Consider the following 24149-nt stretch of genomic DNA (forward strand, 5'->3'; position numbering starts at 1 on the left):
GGGGGCTTGCAGCTAGGTGTTGGGTCGGGGACTTGGGCAATGGGTGGCCTGTCGTTGTGGGCCATCTTGCGATTGCACGGGATCGGGCCGTTTTTCATTTTGTGGCAGTACCAAAGCGCGGGTCCCGCTTGGGGCCTGCCAAACCCCGCGGCTGTCGCTGCGCCGCTGGCTCAAGGGAGGAGGTGCGGGTGCTTTTTCGCGCGCCTTGCGTCCGCTGCGATCGATGCGACACAGCCAGCGGCACGGAGGTCATTTCCAAGGGCTGCAGGATGACGCTGTGACCTGCCACCGTGAGTTCCGGAGTAACGCGGGATGGAGTGGGAGCGTGCTTGGATTTTTGGATCAGCGGGATGACCACGCGGCACGGGGCGCGTCGAAAATTTTCGATTGGACGACGACCACGTAGGGGATGTTCTTGTTTTGGCCGACATTGGCGTTGACATCGAACTGAGCGATCACAGCGTGGAGAGCCCGTCGGCAAAGGAGCCGTGCGCCTTGGTGAAGGTCGTCCATTCGCTCGCGGCGCGCTGCAGCTCCAGTGTCCTTGCACTATGGCTGTCACGTTCTTTAGTGACGTATTCGGCCAGCAACTCTTCCACCTTTGCGGGCAAGGTGCCCGCCATCGCGCGCGCCTGCGCGGCAAGGTCCGAATTGATCGTCGGGTTCAGCTGCTTCGTTTGCGCCGAGACATCGTAATAGCGGGACATGCGTCAGGCTCCGGATCGCTATGTACACGCTATGCGCACGCTATGCGTCAATCAGTGCGCGCCCGCGAGTTGAAGGACGGTTTCGCCGATGAACAGGCCGTTGGGGCCAAAGCGGCGTTCGTGGATGAAGCCGTGGCCGCGGTGGTCAACCGCCACGACGGTGCTGGCGCGGGTGCCGTAGTGGGGACCGCTGATGAAGGCGGCAGACAGTAGGTGCTCAGTCGCCGGGTCGACACCGGTCTGAGGCAGCTCGGCATCCTCGGCGGTGGTCAGGTCGGCTAGCGCGGCCCAGAGTGGACTCAGGTCGTCGCTGCCGCTGTTGCACCAGGTGGTCAGGGCCTGGGTCAAAGCGCGGGTCTTCGGCCACGGCGCATCGAGTGGGCCATTGGACATGCCGTGGATGCCCGGCGGCAGGCGTCGGGCCAGGGGTGGGTGATTGCTCAGATGTTGGCAATGGTCGGCATCGCAGACCAGCAGGTTGAAGGGCGGGAAGGCGTCGGCCACTTCCGCCAGCGTCTGCGCATAGGCAGCCGCCGGCTCGTTGCTGGCGAGGTAGTCTGCGATCAGGTGGCCGCGCGAGCGTCCCGAGGCGCTGGCCAGTGGGTCGCGCACATTGGTGACCACTGCCACACGGCCATCGCGGCCCGCACCGACCCAGCTACCGCCCGAACGCAGATCGCGACCGGCCAGGACGCCCTCGGCCGGCGGCGGCCAGTGGGCCAACGGCGCGGTTGGGCGGTCGTGGAACTCATCGCGGTTGCCGGCCAACAGCAGGCGCCAACGCGGGTGGGACTGCCAGGCAAGGGCGACCAGACACATTCGGTCATTGTCCCGGTTTTGCGCATTGAGTGCAGCGGACGCGTCCGGCGTGAAGTGGGATGGAGGTCGCGCTGACGCGGCCTTCACCCCCCTGAATTTCCGTTCAATCTCAAAATCTGAGACGAAACAGCAACTTGTGGATAAGCTTTGAACAAGTCTCTAAAGAGTGCCGCAACTCATTGATGTGAATAGCAAATAGGGGCCTCAAAAGTTGTTGACAACCTTTGACGCGCTGCTAAGGTGGGCATCGGAGGGAAAACCAGGCTTTTTGTGGTTTTTCGTGGTTCAATGATTCCCCAGGCGGGTTTTCGAGGTTGCATTCGGTGTTTCAGGGCGAGACGGCCATCACGGTGGACGACAAAGGGCGCATGGCGGTTCCGACCGCGTATCGCGACCTGGTCGCGCGCGTCAGTGAAAATCGCCTGGTCCTCACCTACAACCCGTTCGAGGCCGGGTGCCTGTGGCTGTATGCCGAGAAGGAATGGGAGCGGGTGCGCGACGACGTGATGTCCAAGCCCAATACCCAGCGGGTGGTCCGCACGCTGCAGCAGAAGCTGGTCGGCTCCTCGGCGGTGTTGGAGCTGGACGCCAATGGGCGCCTGAGCATTCCGGCCAGCCATCGCAACGCGGTTGGCATCGAGAAGAAGGCCGTGCTGCTGGGCATGGGCGACAAATTCGAACTATGGAGCGAGCAGGCGCATCGCGCATTGATCCAGCAGACGCTGTCTGACGGGGATCTGGGCGATGAGTTGCTCGATCTCAGGTTGTGAGCCGGGGTGCCCGGATGCGCGGTGAAGCGCAGCCCGGTCACCCGGTGTCGCAGCCGCCGGCGGCCCATGTGCCGGTGCTGTACACGCAGGTTCTCGAAGGCCTGCAGGTGATCGATAACGGAACGTATCTCGATGGCACGTTTGGGCGTGGCGGGCACGCACGTGGCGTGCTGCAACAGCTTGGCCCGGGAGGTCGACTGCTGGTGATGGACAAGGATCCCGAGGCGATCGCGGTGGCCGAACAGCAGTTCGGTGGCGATGTGCGCGTGTCCATCCATCGCGGCAGCTTCGCTGGCCTGGGGCAGGTGGCTGCCGCCGCCAGCGTGGACGGTCTGCTGCTCGACTTGGGCGTTTCCTCGCCGCAGCTGGACGTGGCTGGCCGTGGCTTCAGCTTCGGCAAGGACGGTCCGCTGGACATGCGCATGGACCCGGAAGCCGGACAGAGTGCGGCCGAGTGGCTGGCGCAGGCCGGCGAGCGCGAGATCGCCGATGTGCTGTGGACCTATGGCGAAGAACGCCAGAGCCGCCGCATTGCCCGCGCCATCGTCGCCCGCCGCGCCGAGCAGCCGCTGCTGCGCACCGCCCAACTGGCCGAGCTGATCGCCTCGGTGATGCCGCGCGGCGACAGCAAGACCCATCCGGCCACCCGCAGCTTCCAGGCCATCCGCATCCATATCAACCGCGAACTCGCCGATCTGGAGACCGGTCTGGACGCGGCGCTGAGCGCGCTCAAACCCGGTGGTCGGCTGGCAGTGATCAGTTTCCACTCGCTGGAGGACCGTATCGTCAAGCAGTTCATGGCGCGCCACGCCAAGGCACCGCCGAGCAATCGCCGGCTGCCCGAAGCCCAGACCTTCGTGCCGACCCTGCGACTGGTCAGCGGTGCGATCAAGGCCGACGACGCCGAGCTGGACGCCAATCCGCGCGCGCGTAGCGCGGTATTGCGGGTGGCTGAAAAGCTGGCGGGACCCGGGACCCAGGTCCCGAACACGCTCCTGCGGAGCGCGTCATGAGCCGCCTGCTGCTCATCGTGCTGTTGGCCTGCACGATTGCCTCGGCGATCGGGGTGGTCTACATGCGCCATATGCATCGCAAGCTGTTCGTGCAGTTGTCCAAGCTCGAACACACCCGCGACGAGCTCAACATCGAATTCGGCCGGCTGCAGCTGGAGCAGGCGACCTGGGCGGAGAGCAACCGCGTCGATCAGGTGGCGCGCCAGCGCATCGGGATGAAATTCCCCGAGACCAACGACATCGTCGTGGTGCGGCCATGACAAAACGGCAGGACAGCCGTTTTGCACGGCGCAGCCGCCCGCAGGGTGGCGCACAGGGAAGTGCGGCTATGACAAAACGGCAGGACAGCCGTTTTGCACGGCGCAGCCGCCCGCAGGGTGGCGCACAGGGAGGTGCGGCTATGACAAAACAGCAGGACAGCCGTTTTGCACGGCGCAGCCGCCCGCAGGGTGGCGCACAGGGAGGTGCCAGGTGAAGGCCGGCCGCAACCGCCCTCGCAGCAACTTCAACCTGCGCGGTCGCCTGACCCTGGTCGGCGTGGCGCTGGGGCTGTGCTCGGTCACGCTGATCGGGCGCGCGGCTTATGTGCAGTTGGTCAATCGCGATTTCTATCAGCGCCAGGGCGAGGCGCGCTATCTGCGCGAACTGCCGATCGCCACCTCGCGCGGCATGATTACCGATCGCAATGGCGAGCCGTTGGCGGTGTCCACGCCGGTCGAATCGATCTGGGTCAATCCGCAGGAACTGTTGCGCAACCAGGACCGCATTCCCGAGTTGGCCAAGGCGCTCGGACAGCCGCTCGACGAGTTGAACGCCAAGCTGGCGCAGAAGGCCGGCAAGGAATTCATGTATTTGCAGCGCCGCATCAACCCGGACAAGGCGCATGCGATCGTCGACCTGAAAATTCCTGGCGTGTTCTCGCAGCGCGAATTCCGTCGCTTCTATCCGCAAGGCGAGGCGATGGCCCACGTGCTGGGCTTCACCAACATCGACGACCGTGGTCAGGAAGGACTGGAGCTGGCGTTCGACGAATGGCTGCGCGGCAAGCCGGGCTCCAAGAAAGTGGTGCGCGATGCGCGCGGCGCGATCGTCGAGAGCGTGGACCTCATCCATCCGGCACAGCCGGGCAAGGACCTGACGCTGAGCATCGACCGTCGCATCCAGTTCCTGGCCTACAAGGAACTGCGCAATGCGTTGGTCGAAAACAACGCGGCCGGTGGTTCGATCGTGGTGATGGATGTGGCCACCGGCGAAGTGCTGGCGATGGTCAACCTGCCGACCTACAACCCGAATGCGGTCACCGGCATCAACCCATCGGCACGCCGCAACCGCGCGGTGACCGATCTGGTGGAGCCGGGTTCGACGATGAAGCCGTTGACCGTAGCCACGGCGCTGACGGCCGGCGTGGTGACCAAGGACACCATCATCGACACCAACCCCGGCTTCATGACGCTGGGGCGTTTCACCATTCGCGACGTGCCACGCAACAACGGCGTGCTCAACGTGACCGGGGTGATCACCCGCAGCTCCAACATCGGCGCGGCCAAGATCGCCGCCAAGGTGCCGGACCAGACCTTCTATCAGTCGATCCAGAAGTTCGGCTACGGCAGTGCGCCGCACAGCGGCTTCCCCGGCGAGTCCAGCGGTGTGGTGCTGTCGCCGGCGCGCTGGAGCGGTACCTCCAAGACCACGATGTCCTACGGCTACGGCTTGTCGGTAACCCCGCTGCAGATCGCCCAGGCCTATTCGGCGCTCGGCAATGGCGGCAAGTTGATCCAGCCGACCTTCGTGCGCGGCCAGCATAACGAGTCGCGCCAGGTCGTCAGCCCGGAAGTGGCGCGGCAGGTCATCGACATGATGGAAACGGTGGTGACCCAGGGCGGCGCCAAGGGCGCGGCGATTCTGGGGTATCACGTGGCCGGCAAGACCGGCACCGCGCGCAAGAACGGCGCCAGCGGCTACGAACGCGGGCATTACAACGCGCTGTTCGCGGGCCTGGTACCGGCCACGCGCCCGCGCTTTGCCACGGTCATCGTGATCAACGATCCGCAGGGCAAGGTGTACTACGGCGGCCTGGTGTCGGCGCCGGTCTTCCATCGCGTGATGGAAGGCGCGCTGCGGCTGATGGACGTGCCGCCGGATGACATCCAGTCGTGGCTCGCAGCACAAGCGGCCGGCAAGACCGGTCAGCCGGTCGTCAAGCCGCAGCCGGCCGACCTGGATCCGGCCTTGGTGCCGGACCCGGTGGACGAAGTGTCGGCCGGTATTCCGACCGCACTGGCACCTGCGCTACCCGCCGCGCCAGCGCAGCCCGCACCCGTGCAGGAGCGCCGCCAGTGAGCCGCACCCTGGCACTCTCGCAGCTGTTGCCGGACGTGGCGCTGACGCACGACGTCCAGGTGTCCGGCCTGGTGATGGACAGCCGTGCGCTGCAGCCCGGCGATGCCTTTGTGGCGATCGCCGGCTTTGGCGCGCATGGTCTGCGTTTTGCTGCACAGGCGCGGACCCAGGGCGCGAGCGCGATCCTGTTCGAACCGCCGGCACCGGCCGATCTGCCAGCACCGGCCGATGCGATCGCCGTGCCTGGCCTGCGCGCGCGCCTGGGTGCGATGGCCGACCAGTTTCACGGCCATCCCTCGCAGACCTTGCGCATGGTCGGGGTCACCGGTACCAACGGCAAGACCTCTACCGTGCAGCTAATGGCGCAAGCCTTGACCCTGCTCGGCGAGCCGGCTGGCACCATCGGCACCTTGGGCGTGGGCCTGTACGGGGCCGCGGTGCCGACCGGTTTCACCACACCGTTGGTCTTGCAGACCCACGCCTTGCTCGCGCAGCTGCGCGATGCCGGCGCCCGCGCAGTGGCGATGGAAGTCAGCTCGCATGCGCTCGACCAAGGGCGCGTGGATGCGGTGCGCTTCGACGTGGCGGTGTTCACCAATCTCACCCGTGATCATCTCGACTATCACGGCGACATGGCCCAGTACGGCGCGGCCAAGGCCAAGCTGTTCGTGCGTGCCGGCCTGCAGGCGGCGGTGATCAATCTCGACGACGCCTTCGGCCGCGAGTTGCTGGGCCTGATGGATCCGGGCGTGCGCGTCATCGGTGTCAGCTCGCGTGCCCAGGCCGGTGCAATGGTGCAGGCACAGGATCTTCAGCTCGACCAGCAAGGGATTGCGTTCGCGCTGCATCTCGGCCAGCACGTGCATCCGGTACGCTCGCCTTTGCTGGGACGTTTCAACGTGGACAACCTGTTGGCCGTGGCCGGCGCGTTGTTTGCGCTGGGCCATCCGCCGGCGCAGATCGCCGACGTGCTTGGCCAGTTGCAGCCGATCCATGGCCGCATGAACCGGCTCGGCGGCGCCTATGGCGCCCCACTGGTGGTGGTCGACTATGCCCACACGCCCGACGCGCTGGAACAGGCGTTGGCGAGTCTGCGCGCGCACGCGCAGGACCGGCTGATCTGCGTGTTCGGCTGCGGTGGCGAACGCGATAGCGGCAAGCGCCCGCAGATGGCGGCGATTGCCGAGGTCAATGCCGATGTGGTCATCGTCACCGACGACAATCCGCGTGGCGAGGATGGCGATGCCATCGTCGCCGACATCCGGCGTGGCTTTGCCCGCCCCGATGCGGCGATCGTGCAGCGCGACCGTGCGGCGGCGATCCTTCAGGCCATCAGCATGGCCGGTGCCGACGACATCGTGCTGATCGCCGGCAAGGGTCATGAGCCTTACCAGGAAGTGGCCGGCGTGCGCCATGCCTTCGACGACACGGCCATTGCCGCGCAGGCGCTGCTGCCGCGGACCGGGCTGGGAGTGCGCGTATGAAGCTGACGCCGCTCTCGCTGATCGCCCATTGGGCCGGCGGTGACCTGCATGGCGAGGACGCCATGATCGATGCGGTCGGCAACGACAGCCGCACCGCCACGACCGGCAGCCTGTATATCGCCTTGCGTGGTGAGCGCTTCGACGGCCACGACTTCGTTGCCGACGCGGTGGCGCACGGCGCCAGCGGTGTGTTGGTGGAGCGCAGGCTGCCCGAGCTGGCGGTACCGCAGGTGGTGGTCGACAACAGCGAGCGCGCGCTGGCGCGCATCGCCGCGGCCATGCAGCGCGATCGCGCCACGCGGGTGATCGCACTGACGGGCTCCAATGGCAAGACCACGGTCAAGGCCTTGCTGTCGGCCATCCTGCAGGAAGCCAGCCGTGTCGAAGGCCGGAGCGTGTATGCCACGCCGGGCAATCGCAATAACGAGATCGGCCTGCCGTTGGCGGTGATCGCCGCCCCCGACGATGCGGACCTGGCGATCTACGAAATGGGCGCAGGCAAGCCGGGCGATATCGCCTATCTGACCGACATCGCGCCGCCGCAGGTCTCGCTGGTCAACAACATCGCCTCGGCGCACCTGGAACGGCTGGGCAGCCTGCTGGGCGTGGCGCAGACCAAGGGCGCCATCTACGCGGCGTTGCCGCCCGGCGGCGTGGCAGTGATCAATGCCGACGATGCCTTCGGCGCCTGGTTCGAGCAGCAATTGCAGGCCACGCCGGGCCGGCGTGTCGTGCGCTATGGCCTGCAGGCCAGCGCCGATCTGACCGCGCGCCAGCTGCAAGTTGGCGTCGACGGCGCGCGTTTCACCCTGGTCTGCCCGCAGGGCGAGGCCGCCATCACGCTAGCCCTGCCGGGGCGCCACAACGTGCTCAATGCGCTGGCTGCCGCTGGCTTGGCGCTGGGCGCCGGCATCGCCCTGTCGACCATCGCCGCCGGCCTGGCGCAGGCGCGTCCCGTCGGCGGACGTCAGATCGCCCATCGCCTGGCGAGCGGCGCGGTCCTGGTCGACGACAGCTACAACGCCAACCCCGGTTCGCTGGATGCGGCCATCGACACCCTGGCCGCTGCCGCCGGCCCGGGCTGGCTGGTGCTGGGCGATATGCGCGAACTCGGTGCAGAAGCGATGGCATTGCATGCTGCTGCCGGTCAGCGTGCCCGTCGCGCCGGCTTGCAGCGGCTGTACGCCCTGGGCGACCTCAGCGCCGCCGCCGCACAGGCCTTTGGTGAGGGCGGCCGGGTATTTGCCACGCACGCGGAGCTGGCGGCGGCATTGCAGGCGGATCTTCTGGAAGCCGGGACCCAGGAACCGGGCCTCGGATCCCGGGAACAGCAACAGCAACAGCAACAGCAACAGCAAGCATCGGGTAATACGCAGGAAGACGCTTTGATTCACCAATCAAAACTGCAGTCCACGTCCGCTCTTTCGGGTCCCGGGTCCCGGGTCCCGGGGCCAGCTCCCATCACCCTCCTGGTGAAGGGCTCGCGCGGCAGCGCCATGGACCGCATCGTCACCGCCCTGCTCGCGAGCAACGAGGGGGCTTCCCATGCTGCTTGAACTGGCGCGTTGGCTGCAGCAGTTGGAGAGCGTGTTCGGCCTCTTCAACTATCTGACGTTCCGCGGCATCCTCGCCGCGCTCACCGCGCTGTTCCTGTCGCTGTGGATGGGGCCGGCGGTGATTCGCAAGCTGGCGCAGTTCAAGGGTGGCCAGCCGATCCGTCAGGACGGCCCGCAGACGCACTTCTCCAAGGCCGGCACGCCGACCATGGGCGGCAGCCTGATTCTGATGAACGTGCTGGCGTCGGTGTTGTTGTGGGGCGATCTGCGCAACCGTTACGTGTGGTTGGTGCTGACAGTGATGATCTGCTTCGGTGCGATCGGTTGGTACGACGACTGGATCAAGATCGTCCGCCGCGACCCCAATGGTTTGAAGTCGCGCTGGAAGTACCTGTTGCAGTCGATCTTCGGCCTGGCTGCTGGTCTGTTCCTGTTCTACACCGCCGATGTGCCGGCGGCGATCACCTTCTACATCCCCATGTTCAAAGCGATCGCGCTGCCGCTGGCGGGCGTGAGCTTCGTGGTGATCGCCTACTTCTGGATCGTCGGCTTCTCCAACGCGGTGAACCTCACCGATGGCCTGGATGGACTGGCCATCATGCCGACCGTGCTGGTGGCCTGCGCGCTGGGCGTGTTCGCCTACGCTTCGGGCAACGTGGTGTTCTCCGAGTATCTGAAGATCCCCACCATTCCCGGTGCCGGCGAACTGATCATCATCTGTGCGGCGATCGCCGGCGCGGGCCTCGGCTTCCTGTGGTTCAACACCTATCCGGCGATGGTGTTCATGGGGGACATCGGCGCGCTGGCGCTGGGTGCGGTGCTCGGCACCATCGCGGTGATCGTGCGGCAGGAACTGGTGCTGGTGGTGATGGGCGGCGTGTTCGTGGTCGAAACGCTGTCGGTGATGATCCAGGTCGCCAGCTTCAAGCTGACCGGCAAGCGCGTGTTCCGCATGGCGCCGATCCACCACCATTTCGAACTGAAGGGCTGGCCGGAGCCGCGGGTGATCGTGCGCTTCTGGATCATCTCGGTCGTGCTCGTGCTGATTGGCCTGGCCACGTTGAAGGTGCGCTGATGAACGACATGTCTCGCCAAGCCACCCGACTGGATGCCATCGGCGGCCGCTACGATCCCTGGTTGCTCGGCGCCGCGGCCACGCTCGCCTCGCTGGGCGTGGTGATGGTGGCGTCCAGCTCGATCGAGCTGACCGATAGCCCGTTCTACTACCTGACCCGCCATCTGTTGTTCCTGGGCATCGGCGTGGGCCTGGCGTTCTGGGCGATGCGCACCGAGCTCAAGACCATCGAGCAATACAACCAGATCCTGCTGCTGGCCTGCTTCGCCTTGCTGGTGGTGGTGTTCGTGCCGGGCCTGGGCAGCAGCGTCAACGGGGCGCGACGCTGGATCAATCTGGGCGTGTCCAAGTTCCAGACCGTCGAAGCGGTCAAGGTGCTGTATATCGTCTGGCTGTCCAGCTATCTGGTGCGCTTTCGCGACGAGGTCAATGCGACCTGGCCAGCAATGCTCAAGCCGCTCGGTGTGGCGGTGGCGCTGGTCGGTCTGCTGCTGCTGCAGCCGGACTTCGGCTCCTCGACGCTGCTGCTGGCGATCACCGCCGGCATGCTGGTGCTGGGCGGCGTGAACCTGCCGCGGATGTCGATGCCGATCGTGATCGGCCTGCCGGTGTTTGCATTCATCGCCATCCTCGAGCCGTATCGGTTGCGTCGCATCACCTCGTTCCTGGACCCGTGGGCCGACCAGCTCGGCTCGGGCTACCAGCTGTCCAATGCACTGATGGCCGTCGGCCGTGGCGAATGGACGGGCGTGGGCCTGGGCGCTTCGGTGCAGAAGCTCAACTACCTGCCTGAGGCGCATACCGACTTCATCTTCTCGGTGATCGCCGAAGAACTCGGCTTCGTCGGGGTCTGCGGCGTGGTCGCGCTGTATGCGCTGCTGGTCGGCCGTGCGTTTTGGCTGGGCATGCGCTGCGTGGAAATGAAGCGCCATTTCTCCGGCTACATCGCCTTCGGCATCGGCCTGTGGATCAGCCTGCAGAGCTTCGTCTCGGTGGGCGTGAACCTGGGAATCCTGCCCACCAAGGGTCTGACCTTGCCGCTGATTTCTTCCGGCGGCTCGTCGGTGCTGATGACCTGCGTGGCGATGGGGCTGCTGCTGCGCGTCTCCTACGAAATGGATCGCGCCGAACGTCTGCGTAGCAAGCTGTCGCCGCAGGGCGTGGCGGCCACCGCACCCGCCGAGCCGGCTGCGGTGGCCGAGCCGGCACCGGCTGCGCCGGCACGTGCACCGCAACGCGAGCCGGCCATCGCGTCGGTCTCGGTGGCGCCTGCCTCGGCGGTGTTGCGTGGTACCAGCCGGATGCAGCCGCGGGTGGAACCGACCTTCGGGAGGATGGCATGAGTCTGTCTGCGCATCCCTCGCAAGCGTCGGCGCATCCGGTTGCGGGCGCGCGACCGGTGATGATTCTGGCCGGTGGGACCGGCGGCCATATCTTCCCTGGCCTGGCCGTCGCCAAGGTGCTGCGCGCGCGGGGCGTACCGGTCACCTGGCTGGGTGCCGAGGGCGCGATGGAAACGCGGCTGGTACCGCCACAGGGCATTGCGATCGACACCTTGGCCATTACCGGCCTGCGTGGCAAGGGCGTGTTGAAGCTGCTGGGCGCGCCGGTCCGGGTGGCGCGCGCGGTGCGCGCGGCCGGCTTTGTGTTGCGCCAGCGCCAGCCGCGCGCAGTGGTCAGCTTCGGCGGCTTTGCGGCCGGCCCCGGCGGGCTGGCGGCACGCTTGCTCGGCTTGCCGCTGTTGGTGCACGAACAGAATCGCGCTCCAGGCATGACCAACAAGGTGTTGTCGCGTTTCGCGCGTCGCGTGCTGACCGGCTTCCCGGGCAGCTTCGCCGGTGAGGAAGCGGTGGGCAATCCGGTGCGCGCTGAAATTGCCGCATTGCCGGCGCCGGCAGTGCGGTTGAGCGGCCGTGGCGGTCCGGTGCGGCTGCTGGTGCTCGGTGGGAGCCAGGGCGCTCGTGCGCTCAATCAGGCTGTCCCTGCTGCGCTGGCCGCCCTCGGCCATCCGGCAGTGGAGGTGCGTCACCAGTGCGGTGAGAAGCTGCGCGCCGAAGCCGAACGCTCGTATGCCGATGCCGGCGTCAGCGCCAGCGTCGAAGCCTTTATCGCGGACATGGCGGCGGCGTATGCCTGGGCTGACCTGGTGGTGTGCCGCGCCGGTGCATCCACCCTGGCCGAGTTGTGCGCGGCCGGTGTCGGCAGCGTGCTGGTTCCGTTCGCTGCCGCGGTGGACGACCACCAGACCCGGAATGCCGAGTATCTGGTCGGCGCCAACGCCGCGGTGCTGCTCAAGCAGGACGACAGCTTGGCGGTGCGTCTGCAGCAGGTCTTGCAGACCTTGCTCGCCGATCCTGTGCGCCGGCTGGCGATGGCAGAGGCCGCGCGCACGCTCGCCAAGCCGGATGCGGCCGAACATATCGCCGACATCATTCTGGAAGAAGCCGGGACTCGGGACCCGGGACCCGGAACCCGGGAAGAGCAACAGCAAAGGAGAGCCGTGAACCGCGATGCGGATGCCGGTGTACGCGGGACGCACGATCAACAGCGGATGGGCATGCACGTCGACCAACCTCAGGGGCAGGCGCAGCGCGCCGCCGTTTCGCTTTTCCCGGGGCCCGGGTCCCGGGTCCCGCGTCCCGGCCTTTCCCCCGGAGGTGCCCAATGATCCGTCGTCTGCAGGACAGCGGCGATCTGGTGCGGGCGTTCCCACGCGTGCACTTCGTCGGCATCGGCGGCACCGGCATGAGCGGTATCGCCGAAGTCATGCTGACGCTGGGCTATGAAGTCTCCGGTTCGGACAACGCGGACAATGCGGCCACGCGCCGGCTGGCCAAGCTCGGTGCACGCGTGATGCGTGGGCACTCGGCAGCCAACGTGCTCGGCACTGATTGCGTGGTAGTGTCCAGCGCCATTCGCGAGGACAATCCGGAACTGATGGAAGCGCGCAGCCAGCGCATTCCGATCATGCCGCGCGCAGCGATGCTGGCCGAGTTGATGCGCTTCCGTCGCGGCATCGCAGTGGCCGGCACCCATGGCAAGACCACCACCACCAGCTTGGCCGCGGCCGTGCTGAGCGAAGGTGGACTGGATCCGACCTTCGTCATCGGCGGACAACTGCTGGCCGCCGGTGCCAACGCCAAGCTCGGTGGCGGCCAATGGCTGGTGGCCGAGGCCGACGAAAGCGATGGCAGCTTCCTGCGCTTGAATCCGTTGATGGCGGTCATCACCAACATCGATGCCGATCATCTGGAAAACTACGGCAACGACTTTGCCCGCGTGCAGGCCGCCTTCGCCGAGTTCCTGCAGCGCTTGCCGTTCTACGGCCTGGCGGTGCTGTGCATCGACGATCCGGAAGTCGCTGCGCTGGCGGGCAAGACACCGCGCCACGTGATGACCTATGGCATGAGCGAGACCGCCGACGTGCGCGCCGAGGACGTGGTGCAGGATGGGCCGCGCATGCGCTTCACCCTGCGCCTGCCCGAAGGCACCACCACGCCGGTGACGCTGGCCTTGCCGGGACGACACAATGTGCTCAATGCGCTGGCCGCTGCCGCGATTGGCTGGCAGCTGGGCGTGGCGCCAGAGACCATCGCGCGCGCGCTGGAAAACTTCGCCGGCATCGGGCGCCGATTCAATGACCTGGGTGAAGTCATCACCGCTAGCGGTGCGCGCGTGCGCGTGGTCGACGACTATGGCCACCATCCGCGCGAGCTGGAAGCGGTGTTCGCCGCTGCCCGTGGCGGCTGGCCGGACAAGCGCCTGGTGGTGGCCTTCCAGCCGCATCGCTATAGCCGGACCCGCGACCAGTTCGACGCATTCGCTGCCGTGCTCAGCACCGTCGATGCACTGGTGTTGAGCGAAGTTTATCCGGCCGGTGAAGCGCCGATTCCAGGCGCCGATTCGCGTGCCCTGGCGCGTGCCATTCGCGCGCGCGGTCGCAGCGAGCCGGTGGTCGTCGGGCAGGTGAACGGCCTGCCGGACGTATTGCCGGACGTGCTGCAGGATGGCGACCTGCTGCTGATGATGGGCGCGGGCGATATCGGCTACATGGCACAGCACATCATCAGTCATGGATTTTCCGGAGGTGAAGCATGAGCGCTTCAGCGGTCGGGACCCGGGACCCGGGACCCGGCTTTGACAAACGCACCCGCGATCCGTCTGCATTCGGTCGCGTTGCCGTGCTGCTCGGCGGCACCTCGTCCGAGCGTGAGGTGTCGTTGAATTCCGGCCGCAATGTGTTGGACGCGCTGCGCGCGCGCGGTGTCGATGCGCAGCCGGTGGACGGCATTCCGGCATTGGCGAAGGCGCTTGTCGCCCAGCAGTTCGATCGCGTCTTCAACGTGCTGCACGGCCACAACGGCGGCGGTGAGGACGGCATCGTACAGGGGCTGATGGAAGCCTTCGGCATTCCGTATACCGGTTCGGACGTGCTCGGCTCGGCGCTGAGCATGGACAAGATCCGCACCAAGCAGGTGTGGTTGTCGCTGGGCCTGAGCACGCCGCGCTATGCGCGGCTGGCTGCCGGTGCCAGCGCCAGCGAGATCCACGCGGCTGCCCAGCAGATCGGCCTGCCGGTGATCGTCAAGCCGGCCAATGAAGGCTCCAGCGTCGGGGTCAGCCGGGTGTTCGACCAGGATCAACTGGAAGAAGCGGTGGCCTTGGCGGCGCGCTATGACGGCGCGTTGCTGATGGAGCAACTGATCGACGGCGACGAACTCACCGTGGCCGTGCTCGGCGAGACCGCACTGCCGTCGATCCGCATCGTGCCCAACGGGCAGTGGTACGACTACAACGCCAAATACGTCGCCGAGGACACTCAATACCTGTGTCCTGGCCTGGAAGGCGAGGCCGAAACGCAGATCGGCGCCTTGGCGCTGGCCGCGTTCCGCGCCGCCGGCTGCCGTGGCTGGGGACGCGTGGACGTCATGCGCGACCGCGCCAGCGGTCAGTTGTATCTGCTGGAGGTCAACACCGCACCTGGCATGACCAGCCATTCGCTGGTGCCCAAGGCGGCGCGCCAGCTCGGTATCGATTTCGAGCAACTGGTGTGGCGTGTGCTGGAGCAGACGCTATGACGCTGGTGATGGCAGTGATGTCGGGACTCGGGACCCGGGACCCGGGTCCCGACGCGCACGACGCGCACGACGCGCACGGAGCGCGCCCTTGAACGCGACCCTGCGCATCCTGGCCTGGGTGATCGCGTTGGCGCTGGTGGCGCTGCCGGTGGTCGCCGTGCTCAACGGCTGGGTCGGCGCCGAGCGCTGGCCGTTGGCCAGGTTGCGCGTGTCCGGCGACTTCAAGCGGGTGTCGGCCGAGCAGTTGCGCGCGGTGGTGTTGCCGTACGCGCGGGCGGGCTTCTTCGCGGTCAAGCTGCAGGATGCACAGGACGCCATCGCACGCTTGCCATGGGTCGAGCACGCGCAGGTCCGCAAGCGTTGGCCCGACGTGCTGGAAGTGCATGTCGTCGAACACCGGCCGTTTGCGCGCTGGGGCAGCGATCGCATGTTGTCCGAACAAGGACGCTTGTTCCGTACGCCGCCGCTGCTGAAGGATTTCAAGCTGCCGCAGCTGGGCGGGCCGGACAGCCGCACGCATGAAGTGGTGGCCTTGTACAACGAGTCGCGCGCGCTGTTCGCGCCCACCGGCCTGGATGTGGAGCGGCTGGAGATGGATGCGCGCGGCAGTTGGTCGCTGAGCCTGAGCAACGGCCTGCAGATCGTCATTGGCCGTGACGATGCGCGTGCGCGCCTGCAACGCTTCGCGCGAGTGTTGCCGCAACTGGCCGATCCGCAACGCCCGATCGCGCGCGCCGACCTGCGTTATACCAATGGGTTCACCGTGACTCGCTCGGCGGTGGAGAGCAGGGACCCGGGACCCGGGACGCGGGACTCGAAGCACGCTCACGCTCCCCAGGCAGCTCGAATCAACCACGCCACGCCGGCTGAAACGGTCGCTTCGCTTTTCCAGGCTCCGGCTTCCCTCACCTCCCCTCTTCGCAGTCCCCGCACATGAACCGCAAAGGCGACAAATCCCTCATCGTTGGACTGGACATCGGCACCTCCAAGGTCGTCGCGCTGGTCGGCGAGTATTCGCCCGGCAACCCGATCGAGGTGATCGGGATCGGTTCGCATGAATCGCGCGGTCTCAAGCGCGGCGTGGTGGTGGATATCGAATCCACGGTGCAGTCGATCCAGCGCGCGGTGGAGGAAGCCGAGCTGATGGCTGGTTGCGAGATCCGCTCGGTGTACGCGTCGATCTCCGGCAATCACGTGCAGTGCAAGAACTCGCCCGGCATCGTGCCGATCCGCGACGGCGAAGTGACCTGGAGCGATCTGGAACGGGTGCTGGACGCTGCCAAGGCGGTGGCGATCCCGGCCGACCAGCGCATCCTGCACGCGATCCCACGCGAATACGTGCTGGACGACTCGCAGGAAGGCATTCGCAACCCGGTCGGTATGACCGGCGTACGCCTGGAGGTGCATGCCCATCTGGTGGTGTGTGCGCAGTCGGCTGCGGCCAACATCAGCAAGTGCGTGCAGAAGTGTGGCCTGCAGGTCGACGACCTGGTGCTGTCCTCGCTGGCCTCCTCGGTGGCCGTGTTGACCGCCGACGAGCGCGAATTGGGCGTGGTGCTGGTGGACATCGGCGCCGGTACCACCGATCTTGCGGTCTACGTGCAGGGCGCGATCTGCCACACCGCCTCGTTGCCGATCGCCGGCGACCACGTCACGAACGACATCGCGCATATGTTGCGCACGCCGACCCCCGAGGCCGAGCAGATCAAGGTGCGCTACGCCTGTGCGTTGGCGCAGCTGGCCACCGCCGAGGAAAGCATCCAGGTGCCGTCGGTTGGCGACCGTCCGCCGCGTCGCATGCCGCGGCATGCGCTGGCCCAGGCGGTGCAGGGCCGCTATGAGGAAATCTTCGAAATGGTGCAGGCCGAGCTGCGGCGTTCCGGTTTCGAGGAACTGGTGCGTGCCGGCATGGTGCTCACCGGCGGCGCCTCAAAGATGGAAGGCGTGGTCGAGCTGGCCGAGGAAATGCTGCAGATGCCGGTGCGGGTGGGGATTCCCCAGCATGTCACCGGCCTGGGCGAAGTGGTGGGAAATCCGGTGCACGCCTCCGGCGTGGGCCTGTTGCTGATGGGCAGCCAGATCGAACATCCGCGACGGCCGTCGATTCCGACCGGACGTGCGGGCAGCTTGTTCAAGAAATTGCGCAACTGGTATCGCGGCGAGTTTTGAAGCCGGGACCCGGGACCCGGGACCCGGAAGAGCTAGAGAGCAAGAGCAGAGAGCGGAAGGTTGGTAGGAAGGCAGATTAGATGCGGTAGGTCGTGGGCGTTACGCAATATCCATAAGAAAAATTTTGCCGGTCCGCGTTGCGGGCCGGGAGCCGGGAGATCGCTTCCCGGGTCCCGGGTCCCAAGCCGCGGATCCCGGCTTCATACAAGAGGACACTGACATGGCACATTTCGAACTGATTGAAAAAATGGCTCCCAACGCGGTCATCAAGGTCGTCGGCGTCGGCGGCGGTGGTGGTAACGCGGTGGCACACATGGTCAACACCAATGTCGACGGCGTGGAGTTCATCACCGCCAACACCGACTCGCAGGCGATCAAGAACTGTGGCGCCAAGCTGCAGCTGCAGTTGGGCACCAACGTGACCAAGGGTCTGGGCGCAGGCGCCAATCCGGAGGTCGGCCGTCAGGCCGCGCTGGAAGATCGCGAGCGCATCATGGACGCGCTGCAGGGTGCAGACATGGTGTTCATCACCGCCGGCATGGGCGGCGGCACCGGCACCGGCGCCGCACCGGTGGTGGCGCAGCTGGCCAAGGAAATGGGCATCCTGACCGTGGCCGTGGTCACCAAGCCGTTCCCGTTCGAAGGCCGCCGCCGCATGCAGGTGGCGCTGAAGGGCATCGAAGAGTTGAGCCAGCACTGCGACTCGTTGATCACCATCCCCAACGAAAAGCTGATCACTGTGCTGGGCCGCAATGCCACCATGATCCAGGCCTTCCGCGCCGCCAACGACGTGCTGCAGGGCGCGGTGCAGGGAATTGCCGATCTGATCGTGCGCCCCGGCCTGATCAACGTCGACTTCGCCGACGTGCGCACCGTGATGTCGGAAATGGGCCTGGCGATGATGGGTACCGGTTCGGCACGCGGCGATGATCGCGCCCAGGCCGCTGCCGAAGCCGCCATCCAGAACCCGCTGCTGGACGATGTGAACCTGGCCGGTGCCAACGGCATCCTGGTCAACATCACCGCCGGCCCGGACTTCACCATGTCCGAGTTCGACGAGATCGGCCGCACCATCGACGGCTTCGCCTCCGAAGACGCCACCGTGGTGGTCGGCACCGTGCTGGATCCGGACATGCAGGACGAAGTGCGCGTGACCGTGGTCGCCACCGGGCTGAATCGCGCTGCGCCGCGTGCGGCCCAGCGTCCGGACCAGCGCGCGCCGATCAAGCTGGTGCGCAATGCCACCACCGGCCAGCCGGAGTTCGCCGATTTCGATACCGGAACCGGCGATGCAGTGTCCAAGGCGGTTGGCGGCAGCATGGGCCTGGGCCTGCGGCGCCCCAGCAGCGACTCGGCCGGTGCCAGTGCGAGCGCCTCCAGCTCGGCTCCGGCCGCGGCCGACCTGCCCAACGACTACCTGGATATCCCGGCGTTCTTGCGCCGCCAGGCAGACTGATCCGCGTCAACGGCGTCGCTTGTCGGCGCCGCGTCTTACGCCGGAGCGTGCTCCGGCGCCATGTCATGTCTCTTTCTGCCGGGTCGGTCCACGACCCGGCAGCTTTTGCGACCGCATGACGACGGCGTTACACCTGCCGTCACGCAGTATTTGTTAAGATTCGGCTAATCTCACCGATCTAGACAGTCGGTTCAGCGTCTGTCTGCTTTGTTCCTCCAGACTTCGCCCATGACCCAGCAACGCACTCTCAAGAACACCATCCGTGCCACCGGCGTCGGCCTGCACAGTGGCGACAAGGTCTATATGACATTGCGCCCGGCCCCGGTCGACCACGGCATCGTGTTCCGTCGAGTGGACCTGGAGCCGGTGGTCGAGGTACCCGCCGATGCCGAACTGGTCACCGAGACCACCTTGTGCACCGGCCTGACCTGCAACGGCGCCAAGATCCAGACCGTCGAGCATTTGATGTCCGCGCTGGCCGGGCTGGGCGTGGATAACGTCATTGTCGAGTTGTCCTCGGCAGAGCTGCCGATCATGGATGGCTCGTCTGGTCCGTTCGTGTTCCTGCTGCAGTCGGCCGGCATCGTCGAGCAGGCCAAGCCGAAGCGCTTCATCCGCATCCTGCGCCCGGTCGAAGTGCGCGATGGCGACAAGATCGCCCGATTCGAGCCCTACGAGGGTTACAAGCTCGGTTTCACCATCGAGTTCAACCACCCGATGATCCCGGCGCAGCAGTCGCGGCAGGAGATCGATTTCTCCACTGCGGCCTACGTCAAGGAAATCTCCCGCGCCCGCACCTTCGGTTTCATGCGCGACCTTGAATACATGCGCGAGCGCAATCTGGGCCTGGGCGGCTCGATGGACAACGCCATCGTGCTGGATGAGTTCCGGGTGCTCAACGAAGACGGCCTGCGCTATACCAACGAGTTCGTCCGGCACAAGATTCTCGATGCCATCGGCGACCTCTACCTGGCCGGTGGTGCCATCCTCGGTGCCTACGAGGGTTTCAAGTCCGGCCATGCCCTCAACAACAAGCTGGTCCGGGCCCTGCTCGCCGACCAGGCTGCTTGGGAGTGGGTCAGCTTTCCTCAGGGCAGCGTCCAACAGCCTCCGGTCACCTACGCCAGTCCTGTCTACGCCTGATGTCGGGGATTTCCCTGGCTGGGGTCGGGACTGTGAACTCTATCGGACTTTTGGTCCGACTTTAACCTGATCTTAATACTTCCCTAACTCCTCGACGGGACTTGCCCGCTAGGATGCGTCGGGTCGTGTGCGGCACTTCGCATTTTCTTCACGCACCGGCGGCCGCCTTTGGGCGGATCAGGGCTTCACCGTTTGCTCGGTGGGATGTCCTGCAAGGAGGCCAGTGCGTCACGCAGCCCTTGGCGAGTGGCGTCGGAAACAGGCAGTGACCGGTCCCGGTTCTGCTGCATTGGGGAATGCAGCGGGGTGGTCGCGGTCTTGACGGTCACCTGGGTGGCCTTCAGCCCGATGGATCGGGCGGCAGTGAGGATCTGTGCTTCGGCAAGCCGCACCTTGGCATGCCAGACCGGAGACTCGACAAGAAAAACGAGCTGTTCTCCTCGCACATTGGCCAGCCGGCACCGGCTGGACAGCTGCGGCGGCAACAGGGGGCGCAACTGCCGGTCCAGCGCGTCGAGCCAAAGGGCGCGACGTACGGGATCGCCGGCTCTATCGCTCAGCAGCGCCTCGGCGGCCTGCTGCGGGGTGGAAGGGGCGCGTGCGCTGGACTTGGGCTTGGACATGACACTCATATGGCGTTGAAGAAAGTCGTAATCAAATCGCGTGAAACCCGTTCCGAGCGGTGGACCCGGCAGTTCCAGGGGTTCGCTGCGGAGCGACCGATGGTGGTGCTGGGCGCCGTCCTCGGCGTCGGCATGCTGATCGGTGCCGGCGCCAGTACCGCGACCGGCATGGTGACCAATTCCGCCCTGCAGGCCAAGGTCGATGCGCAACAGGCTGAACTGACGCGCGCGCAGCGTGCCTCGCAGGCGCAGGTCAATGCGCTGGCGGCACGGCTGGGCGAGCTGCAGGCGCAGGCCACCCGGCTGAACGCGCTGGGCGAACGCCTGACCCAGATGGGCAAGTTGAAGGACGGCGAGTTCGACTTCGACGAGCCGGTCGGCGTCGGTGGCGGCGACGAGCCGGTCAGCGACATGCCGGTGAAGGATCTGAAAGAGAATCTGAACCAGGTGGAGCGACAGTTCTCCGCTTCCGGCCAGCAGCTGGACGTACTGGCGTCGTTGATGTTCGACCATCAGCTGGAACAGAACGCGATGCCCTCCAGAGCGCCGATCCGCAACACCTACATCACCTCCGGCTTCGGCGGCCGCGCCGATCCCTTCGATGGCGGTTCTGCCTTCCACAAGGGCGTGGATTTCCACGCCAACGTGGGCGATCCGGTGTTGTCGGTCGCCGACGGCGTGGTCAGCTACGCCGGCGTGCGCGGCGGCTACGGCAACGTGGTGGAAGTGGATCATGGCAATGGCTACGTCACCCGCTACGCGCACAATTCGCGCCTGGTGGTGAAGGTCGGAGACCTGGTGCGGGCCGGGCAGCAGATCGCCAAGGCCGGTTCCAGCGGGCGCTCCACCGGTGCGCACGTCCATTTCGAAGTCTGGGTCGACGGCAAGGTGGTCAATCCGCGCAAGTTCCTCGACGACACGACCCCGGTGGGGCGTCGCGGGCGCGGCTGAGCAGGCGGGGGCGGCGGCGCTTGATTCGTGCCGGCCCGCCCCAAGCTACAATAGGGTGTTGCCATCGACAGGGCGCAGTGCGCCCTGTTTCGTTTACGGCGGTCGGGTCTGTGGGGACCGGCGTCGGTCAAACCGTTCCTTTTCAACCGGTTTCTTCAATGATCAACAGTCTGCTTACCCGTGTCTTCGGCAGTCGCAACGAACGCCAGCTGCGCCAGCTCAACCGTCTCGTCACCCAGATCAATGCGCTGGAGCCGACGATCGAGAAGCTCTCCGACGCCGAGCTGCAAGCCAAGACCCCGGAGTTCAAGCAGCGCATCGCCGCCGGCGAATCGCTGGACAAGCTGCTCCCGGAAGCCTTCGCGGTCTGCCGCGAGGCCAGCCGGCGCGTGCTCGGCATGCGTCACTACGACGTGCAGCTGATCGGCGGCATGGTGTTGCACCTGGGCAAGATCGCCGAAATGCGCACCGGCGAGGGCAAGACCCTGGTGGCGACCCTGCCGGTCTACCTCAACGCCTTGCAGGGCGAGGGTGTGCATGTGGTGACCGTCAACGACTACCTGGCGCGCCGCGATGCCGCGCAGATGGGCAAGTTGTACAACTGGCTGGGGCTGAGCGTGGGCGTGGTCTACCCGGGCATGCCGCACAGCGACAAGCACGCCGCTTACGGCGCCGACATCACCTACGGCACCAATAACGAATTCGGCTTCGATTACCTGCGCGACAACATGGCGCTGTCGCGTGCCGACCGTTACCAGCGCACGTTGCATTACGCCATCGTCGACGAAGTCGACTCGATCCTGATCGACGAGGCGCGCACGCCGCTGATCATCTCCGGGCCGGCCGACGAGTCGCCGGAACTGTATATCCGCGTCAACCGCATCGTGCCGCAGCTGACCAAGCAGGAGAACGAAGAGGCCGACGGCGACTACTGGGTGGATGAGAAGGGCAAGCAGGTCCATCTGTCCGAGGCCGGCATGGGCCACGCCGAGGAACTGCTGCTGCAGGCCGGAATCCTGGAAAACGCCGACGACGGACTGTATGCGGCGCAGAATCTGAGCGTGGTGCATCACCTCAACGCGGCGCTGCGTGCGCATGCGCTCTATCAGCGCGACGTCGATTACATCGTGCGCGATGGCGAAGTGGTGATCGTCGACGAATTCACCGGTCGTACGCTGACCGGTCGTCGCTGGTCCGATGGCCTGCACCAGGCGGTCGAGGCCAAGGAAGGGGTGCCGGTGCAGCGCGAGAACCAGACGCTGGCCAGCATCACCTTCCAGAACCTGTTCCGCATGTACAAGAAGCTGTCCGGCATGACCGGTACGGCCGACACCGAAGCTTACGAATTCCAGAGCATCTACGGCCTGGAAGTGGTGGTGATCCCGACCAATCGCCCGACCGTGCGCAAGGATCATCCGGACCAGGTGTTCCTCAACCGCAAGGGCAAGTTCAATGCGGTGCTGGCCGACATCGAGGACTGCGCCAAGCGCGGGCAGCCGGTGCTGGTGGGAACCACCTCGATCGAGACCTCGGAGATGCTGTCCGAGCATCTGCGCAAGGCTGGGGTCAAGCACGAGGTGCTCAACGCCAAGCAGCACGAGCGCGAAGCGACCATCGTCGCCAATGCCGGTCAGCCGGGTGCGGTGACCATCGCCACCAACATGGCCGGTCGCGGTACCGACATCGTGCTGGGCGGTTCGCTGGAGGCCGAATACCACGCGCTCGGCGAGGATGCCAGCGAGGACGCACGCTTCCGGGTCAAGACCGAGTGGCAGCGCCGGCATGATGCCGTCAAGGCCGCAGGTGGCCTGCATATCATCGGTACCGAACGGCACGAATCGCGGCGTATCGACAACCAGTTGCGCGGTCGTTCCGGTCGTCAGGGCGACCCAGGCTCCTCGCGCTTCTACTTGTCGCTGGAAGACAACCTGATGCGCATCTTCGCCTCCGATTGGGTGCAGAAGGCGATGCGCATGATGGGCATGAAGGAAGACGACGTCATCGAAGATCGTCTGGTCAGCCGCCAGATCGAGAAGGCCCAGCGCAAGGTCGAAGCGCATAACTTCGATATCCGCAAGAACCTGCTCGACTTCGACGACGTCAACAACGACCAACGCAAGGTGATCTACGCCCAGCGCGACGAGCTGCTGGACGCCGAGTCGGTCAAGGACAATGTGGAAGGCATCCGTGGCGATGTGATCCACGACCTGGTCGCACGCTTCGTGCCGCCGAACTCCGTCGATGAGCAGTGGGACCTGCAGGGCCTGGAGGCGACGCTGGAGTCGGAGCTGGGCATGACGTTGTCGCTGACCGAGCTGGTACGGACGCAGGAAGAGATCGATGCCGAGCAGATCGCTGTCAAGGTGCAGTCGGCGGTGGATGCGCACTTCGCCGAAAAGGAAGCCGCCATTGGCGCCGACACCATGCGCGCGCTCGAGAAGCACGTGATGCTGACGGTGCTCGACCAGGGCTGGAAGGAGCATCTGGCCAAGATGGACTATCTGCGCCAAGGCATCTATCTGCGTGGCTATGCGCAGAAGCAGCCCAAGCAGGAATACAAGAAGGAAGCCTTCGAACTGTTCTCGGAGATGCTGGAGAACGTCAAGCGCGAGGTGATCAACCTGCTGGCGCGGGTGCGCATCCGCAGCGAAGAAGAAGTGGCCCAACTGGAAGAGCAGGAACGTCGTCAGGCCGAGGCACGTCTGCTGGCTTCGCAGTTCCAGCATCAGGATGCCGGTGGTTACGGCGCCGACGAGGAAGCTGCGCAAGTGCAGGGCGGAAACGCGCCGGTCGCGGTCTCGCAGGTCACCCGCGACGAGCCGAAGGTCGGCCGCAACGATCCTTGCCCCTGCGGCAGCGGCAAGAAGTACAAGCATTGCCACGGTCAGCTCAACTGATGCTGAGCTGACCGTGGAGCAGCCCGCTTTGCGGGCTGCTCACCCGCTATCCGCGTTGCGGATAGCGG

General features: G+C 65.9%; 20 protein-coding genes and 1 pseudogene. 17 read left to right on the plus strand and 4 right to left on the minus strand.

What is annotated here, in order from left to right; all coding sequences use genetic code 11:
• Positions 1-208: 208 nt before the first annotated feature.
• From CKY51_RS00225 to CKY51_RS00235, 3 genes and pseudogenes are all read right to left on the minus strand, one after another.
• Positions 209-459, minus strand: a pseudogene (locus CKY51_RS00225) (CcdB family protein); the annotation flags it as partial.
• Entirely contained in the window at positions 456-707 is a 252-nt protein-coding gene (locus tag CKY51_RS00230; RefSeq protein WP_022971146.1) for a type II toxin-antitoxin system CcdA family antitoxin, read from the minus strand. The pseudogene CKY51_RS00225 and the gene CKY51_RS00230, both read right to left, overlap by 4 nt.
• A gap of 51 nt (positions 708-758) precedes the next feature.
• Complete coding sequence (locus tag CKY51_RS00235; RefSeq protein ID WP_022971145.1) at positions 759-1526, minus strand: NRDE family protein; 768 nt, start codon at positions 1524-1526, stop codon at positions 759-761.
• Between the two features lie 314 nt (positions 1527-1840).
• Between CKY51_RS00235 and mraZ the strand changes: the two genes are divergently transcribed.
• The 15 genes from mraZ (at position 1841) to lpxC (ending at position 19610) form a co-directional block, all read left to right on the plus strand.
• A complete protein-coding gene (gene mraZ, locus CKY51_RS00240; protein WP_022971144.1) occupies positions 1841-2296 on the plus strand; it encodes a division/cell wall cluster transcriptional repressor MraZ in 456 nt (151 codons plus the stop codon).
• A 14-nt stretch (positions 2297-2310) separates the two neighbouring features.
• A complete protein-coding gene (gene rsmH, locus CKY51_RS00245; RefSeq protein ID WP_022971143.1) occupies positions 2311-3309 on the plus strand; it encodes a 16S rRNA (cytosine(1402)-N(4))-methyltransferase RsmH in 999 nt (332 codons plus the stop codon).
• Positions 3306-3569 carry a cell division protein FtsL gene (gene ftsL, locus CKY51_RS00250; RefSeq protein ID WP_022971142.1) on the plus strand — a complete coding sequence of 88 codons (264 nt, stop codon included), beginning with the start codon at positions 3306-3308 and terminating at the stop codon, positions 3567-3569. Before rsmH ends, ftsL begins: the two co-directional genes overlap by 4 nt.
• Positions 3570-3780: 211 nt before the next feature.
• Positions 3781-5649 (plus strand): peptidoglycan D,D-transpeptidase FtsI family protein, encoded by a 1869-nt coding sequence (locus CKY51_RS00255; protein ID WP_022971141.1) that lies wholly within the window; start codon positions 3781-3783, stop codon positions 5647-5649.
• Positions 5650-5657: 8 nt separating this feature from the next.
• Positions 5658-7133, plus strand: coding sequence for a UDP-N-acetylmuramoyl-L-alanyl-D-glutamate--2,6-diaminopimelate ligase (locus CKY51_RS00260; RefSeq protein ID WP_031338716.1), 1476 nt, complete (start codon positions 5658-5660; stop codon positions 7131-7133).
• On the plus strand, positions 7130-8689 hold the full coding sequence (locus CKY51_RS00265) for a UDP-N-acetylmuramoyl-tripeptide--D-alanyl-D-alanine ligase (RefSeq protein ID WP_022971139.1): 1560 nt from the start codon (positions 7130-7132) through the stop codon (positions 8687-8689). Before CKY51_RS00260 ends, CKY51_RS00265 begins: the two co-directional genes overlap by 4 nt.
• A complete protein-coding gene (gene mraY / locus CKY51_RS00270; RefSeq protein WP_152248717.1) occupies positions 8679-9764 on the plus strand; it encodes a phospho-N-acetylmuramoyl-pentapeptide-transferase in 1086 nt (361 codons plus the stop codon). Before CKY51_RS00265 ends, mraY begins: the two co-directional genes overlap by 11 nt.
• Positions 9764-11107, plus strand: coding sequence for a putative lipid II flippase FtsW (ftsW, locus tag CKY51_RS00275; protein WP_152248718.1), 1344 nt, complete (start codon positions 9764-9766; stop codon positions 11105-11107). The genes mraY and ftsW overlap by 1 nt, the downstream gene beginning before the upstream one ends.
• Complete coding sequence (gene murG, locus CKY51_RS00280; protein ID WP_152248719.1) at positions 11104-12432, plus strand: undecaprenyldiphospho-muramoylpentapeptide beta-N-acetylglucosaminyltransferase; 1329 nt, start codon at positions 11104-11106, stop codon at positions 12430-12432. Before ftsW ends, murG begins: the two co-directional genes overlap by 4 nt.
• Positions 12429-13862: a UDP-N-acetylmuramate--L-alanine ligase gene (gene murC, locus CKY51_RS00285; protein ID WP_022973137.1), complete on the plus strand. Its 1434-nt coding sequence runs from the start codon at positions 12429-12431 to the stop codon at positions 13860-13862. Before murG ends, murC begins: the two co-directional genes overlap by 4 nt.
• A complete protein-coding gene (locus CKY51_RS00290; RefSeq protein WP_022973138.1) occupies positions 13859-14842 on the plus strand; it encodes a D-alanine--D-alanine ligase in 984 nt (327 codons plus the stop codon). The genes murC and CKY51_RS00290 overlap by 4 nt, the downstream gene beginning before the upstream one ends.
• Before the next feature lie 88 nt (positions 14843-14930).
• Entirely contained in the window at positions 14931-15779 is an 849-nt protein-coding gene (locus CKY51_RS00295; protein WP_022973139.1) for a cell division protein FtsQ/DivIB, read from the plus strand.
• Complete coding sequence (ftsA, locus tag CKY51_RS00300) at positions 15776-17011, plus strand: cell division protein FtsA (protein ID WP_022973140.1); 1236 nt, start codon at positions 15776-15778, stop codon at positions 17009-17011. Before CKY51_RS00295 ends, ftsA begins: the two co-directional genes overlap by 4 nt.
• A 220-nt stretch (positions 17012-17231) precedes the next feature.
• Complete coding sequence (gene ftsZ, locus CKY51_RS00305; RefSeq protein ID WP_022973141.1) at positions 17232-18467, plus strand: cell division protein FtsZ; 1236 nt, start codon at positions 17232-17234, stop codon at positions 18465-18467.
• Positions 18468-18695: 228 nt separating this feature from the next.
• Positions 18696-19610, plus strand: a complete 915-nt coding sequence (lpxC, locus tag CKY51_RS00310; protein ID WP_152248720.1) for a UDP-3-O-acyl-N-acetylglucosamine deacetylase — start codon at positions 18696-18698, stop codon at positions 19608-19610.
• A gap of 185 nt (positions 19611-19795) precedes the next feature.
• On the opposite strand, the gene CKY51_RS00315 is transcribed toward lpxC, so the two are convergent.
• Positions 19796-20242: a DciA family protein gene (locus tag CKY51_RS00315; RefSeq protein ID WP_022973143.1), complete on the minus strand. Its 447-nt coding sequence runs from the start codon at positions 20240-20242 to the stop codon at positions 19796-19798.
• Here CKY51_RS00315 and CKY51_RS00320 point away from each other — a divergent pair, their 5' ends adjacent.
• Together CKY51_RS00320 and secA are read left to right on the plus strand one after the other, a co-directional pair.
• Positions 20243-21184 (plus strand): M23 family metallopeptidase, encoded by a 942-nt coding sequence (locus CKY51_RS00320; protein ID WP_022973144.1) that lies wholly within the window; start codon positions 20243-20245, stop codon positions 21182-21184.
• Positions 21185-21342: 158 nt separating this feature from the next.
• Positions 21343-24081, plus strand: a complete 2739-nt coding sequence (gene secA, locus CKY51_RS00325) for a preprotein translocase subunit SecA (protein WP_152248721.1) — start codon at positions 21343-21345, stop codon at positions 24079-24081.
• Positions 24082-24149: the final 68 nt, after the last annotated feature.

This window comes from Xanthomonas maliensis, assembly GCF_009192945.1.
Lineage (GTDB): Bacteria > Pseudomonadota > Gammaproteobacteria > Xanthomonadales > Xanthomonadaceae > Xanthomonas > Xanthomonas maliensis.

Excerpts from the sequence above, each read along its gene's own strand:
- CKY51_RS00230 (WP_022971146.1), bottom strand. The coding sequence starts at position 707 with ATGTCCCGCTATTACGATGTCTCGGCGCAAACGAAGCAGCTGAACCCG.
- CKY51_RS00235 (WP_022971145.1), bottom strand. The coding sequence starts at position 1,526 with ATGTGTCTGGTCGCCCTTGCCTGGCAGTCCCACCCGCGTTGGCGCCTG.
- rsmH (WP_022971143.1), top strand. The coding sequence starts at position 2,311 with ATGCGCGGTGAAGCGCAGCCCGGTCACCCGGTGTCGCAGCCGCCGGCG.
- ftsL (WP_022971142.1), top strand. The coding sequence starts at position 3,306 with ATGAGCCGCCTGCTGCTCATCGTGCTGTTGGCCTGCACGATTGCCTCG.
- CKY51_RS00265 (WP_022971139.1), top strand. The coding sequence starts at position 7,130 with ATGAAGCTGACGCCGCTCTCGCTGATCGCCCATTGGGCCGGCGGTGAC.
- mraY (WP_152248717.1), top strand. The coding sequence starts at position 8,679 with ATGCTGCTTGAACTGGCGCGTTGGCTGCAGCAGTTGGAGAGCGTGTTC.
- ftsW (WP_152248718.1), top strand. The coding sequence starts at position 9,764 with ATGAACGACATGTCTCGCCAAGCCACCCGACTGGATGCCATCGGCGGC.
- murG (WP_152248719.1), top strand. The coding sequence starts at position 11,104 with ATGAGTCTGTCTGCGCATCCCTCGCAAGCGTCGGCGCATCCGGTTGCG.
- murC (WP_022973137.1), top strand. The coding sequence starts at position 12,429 with ATGATCCGTCGTCTGCAGGACAGCGGCGATCTGGTGCGGGCGTTCCCA.
- CKY51_RS00290 (WP_022973138.1), top strand. The coding sequence starts at position 13,859 with ATGAGCGCTTCAGCGGTCGGGACCCGGGACCCGGGACCCGGCTTTGAC.
- ftsA (WP_022973140.1), top strand. The coding sequence starts at position 15,776 with ATGAACCGCAAAGGCGACAAATCCCTCATCGTTGGACTGGACATCGGC.
- ftsZ (WP_022973141.1), top strand. The coding sequence starts at position 17,232 with ATGGCACATTTCGAACTGATTGAAAAAATGGCTCCCAACGCGGTCATC.
- lpxC (WP_152248720.1), top strand. The coding sequence starts at position 18,696 with ATGACCCAGCAACGCACTCTCAAGAACACCATCCGTGCCACCGGCGTC.
- CKY51_RS00315 (WP_022973143.1), bottom strand. The coding sequence starts at position 20,242 with ATGAGTGTCATGTCCAAGCCCAAGTCCAGCGCACGCGCCCCTTCCACC.
- CKY51_RS00320 (WP_022973144.1), top strand. The coding sequence starts at position 20,243 with ATGGCGTTGAAGAAAGTCGTAATCAAATCGCGTGAAACCCGTTCCGAG.
- secA (WP_152248721.1), top strand. The coding sequence starts at position 21,343 with ATGATCAACAGTCTGCTTACCCGTGTCTTCGGCAGTCGCAACGAACGC.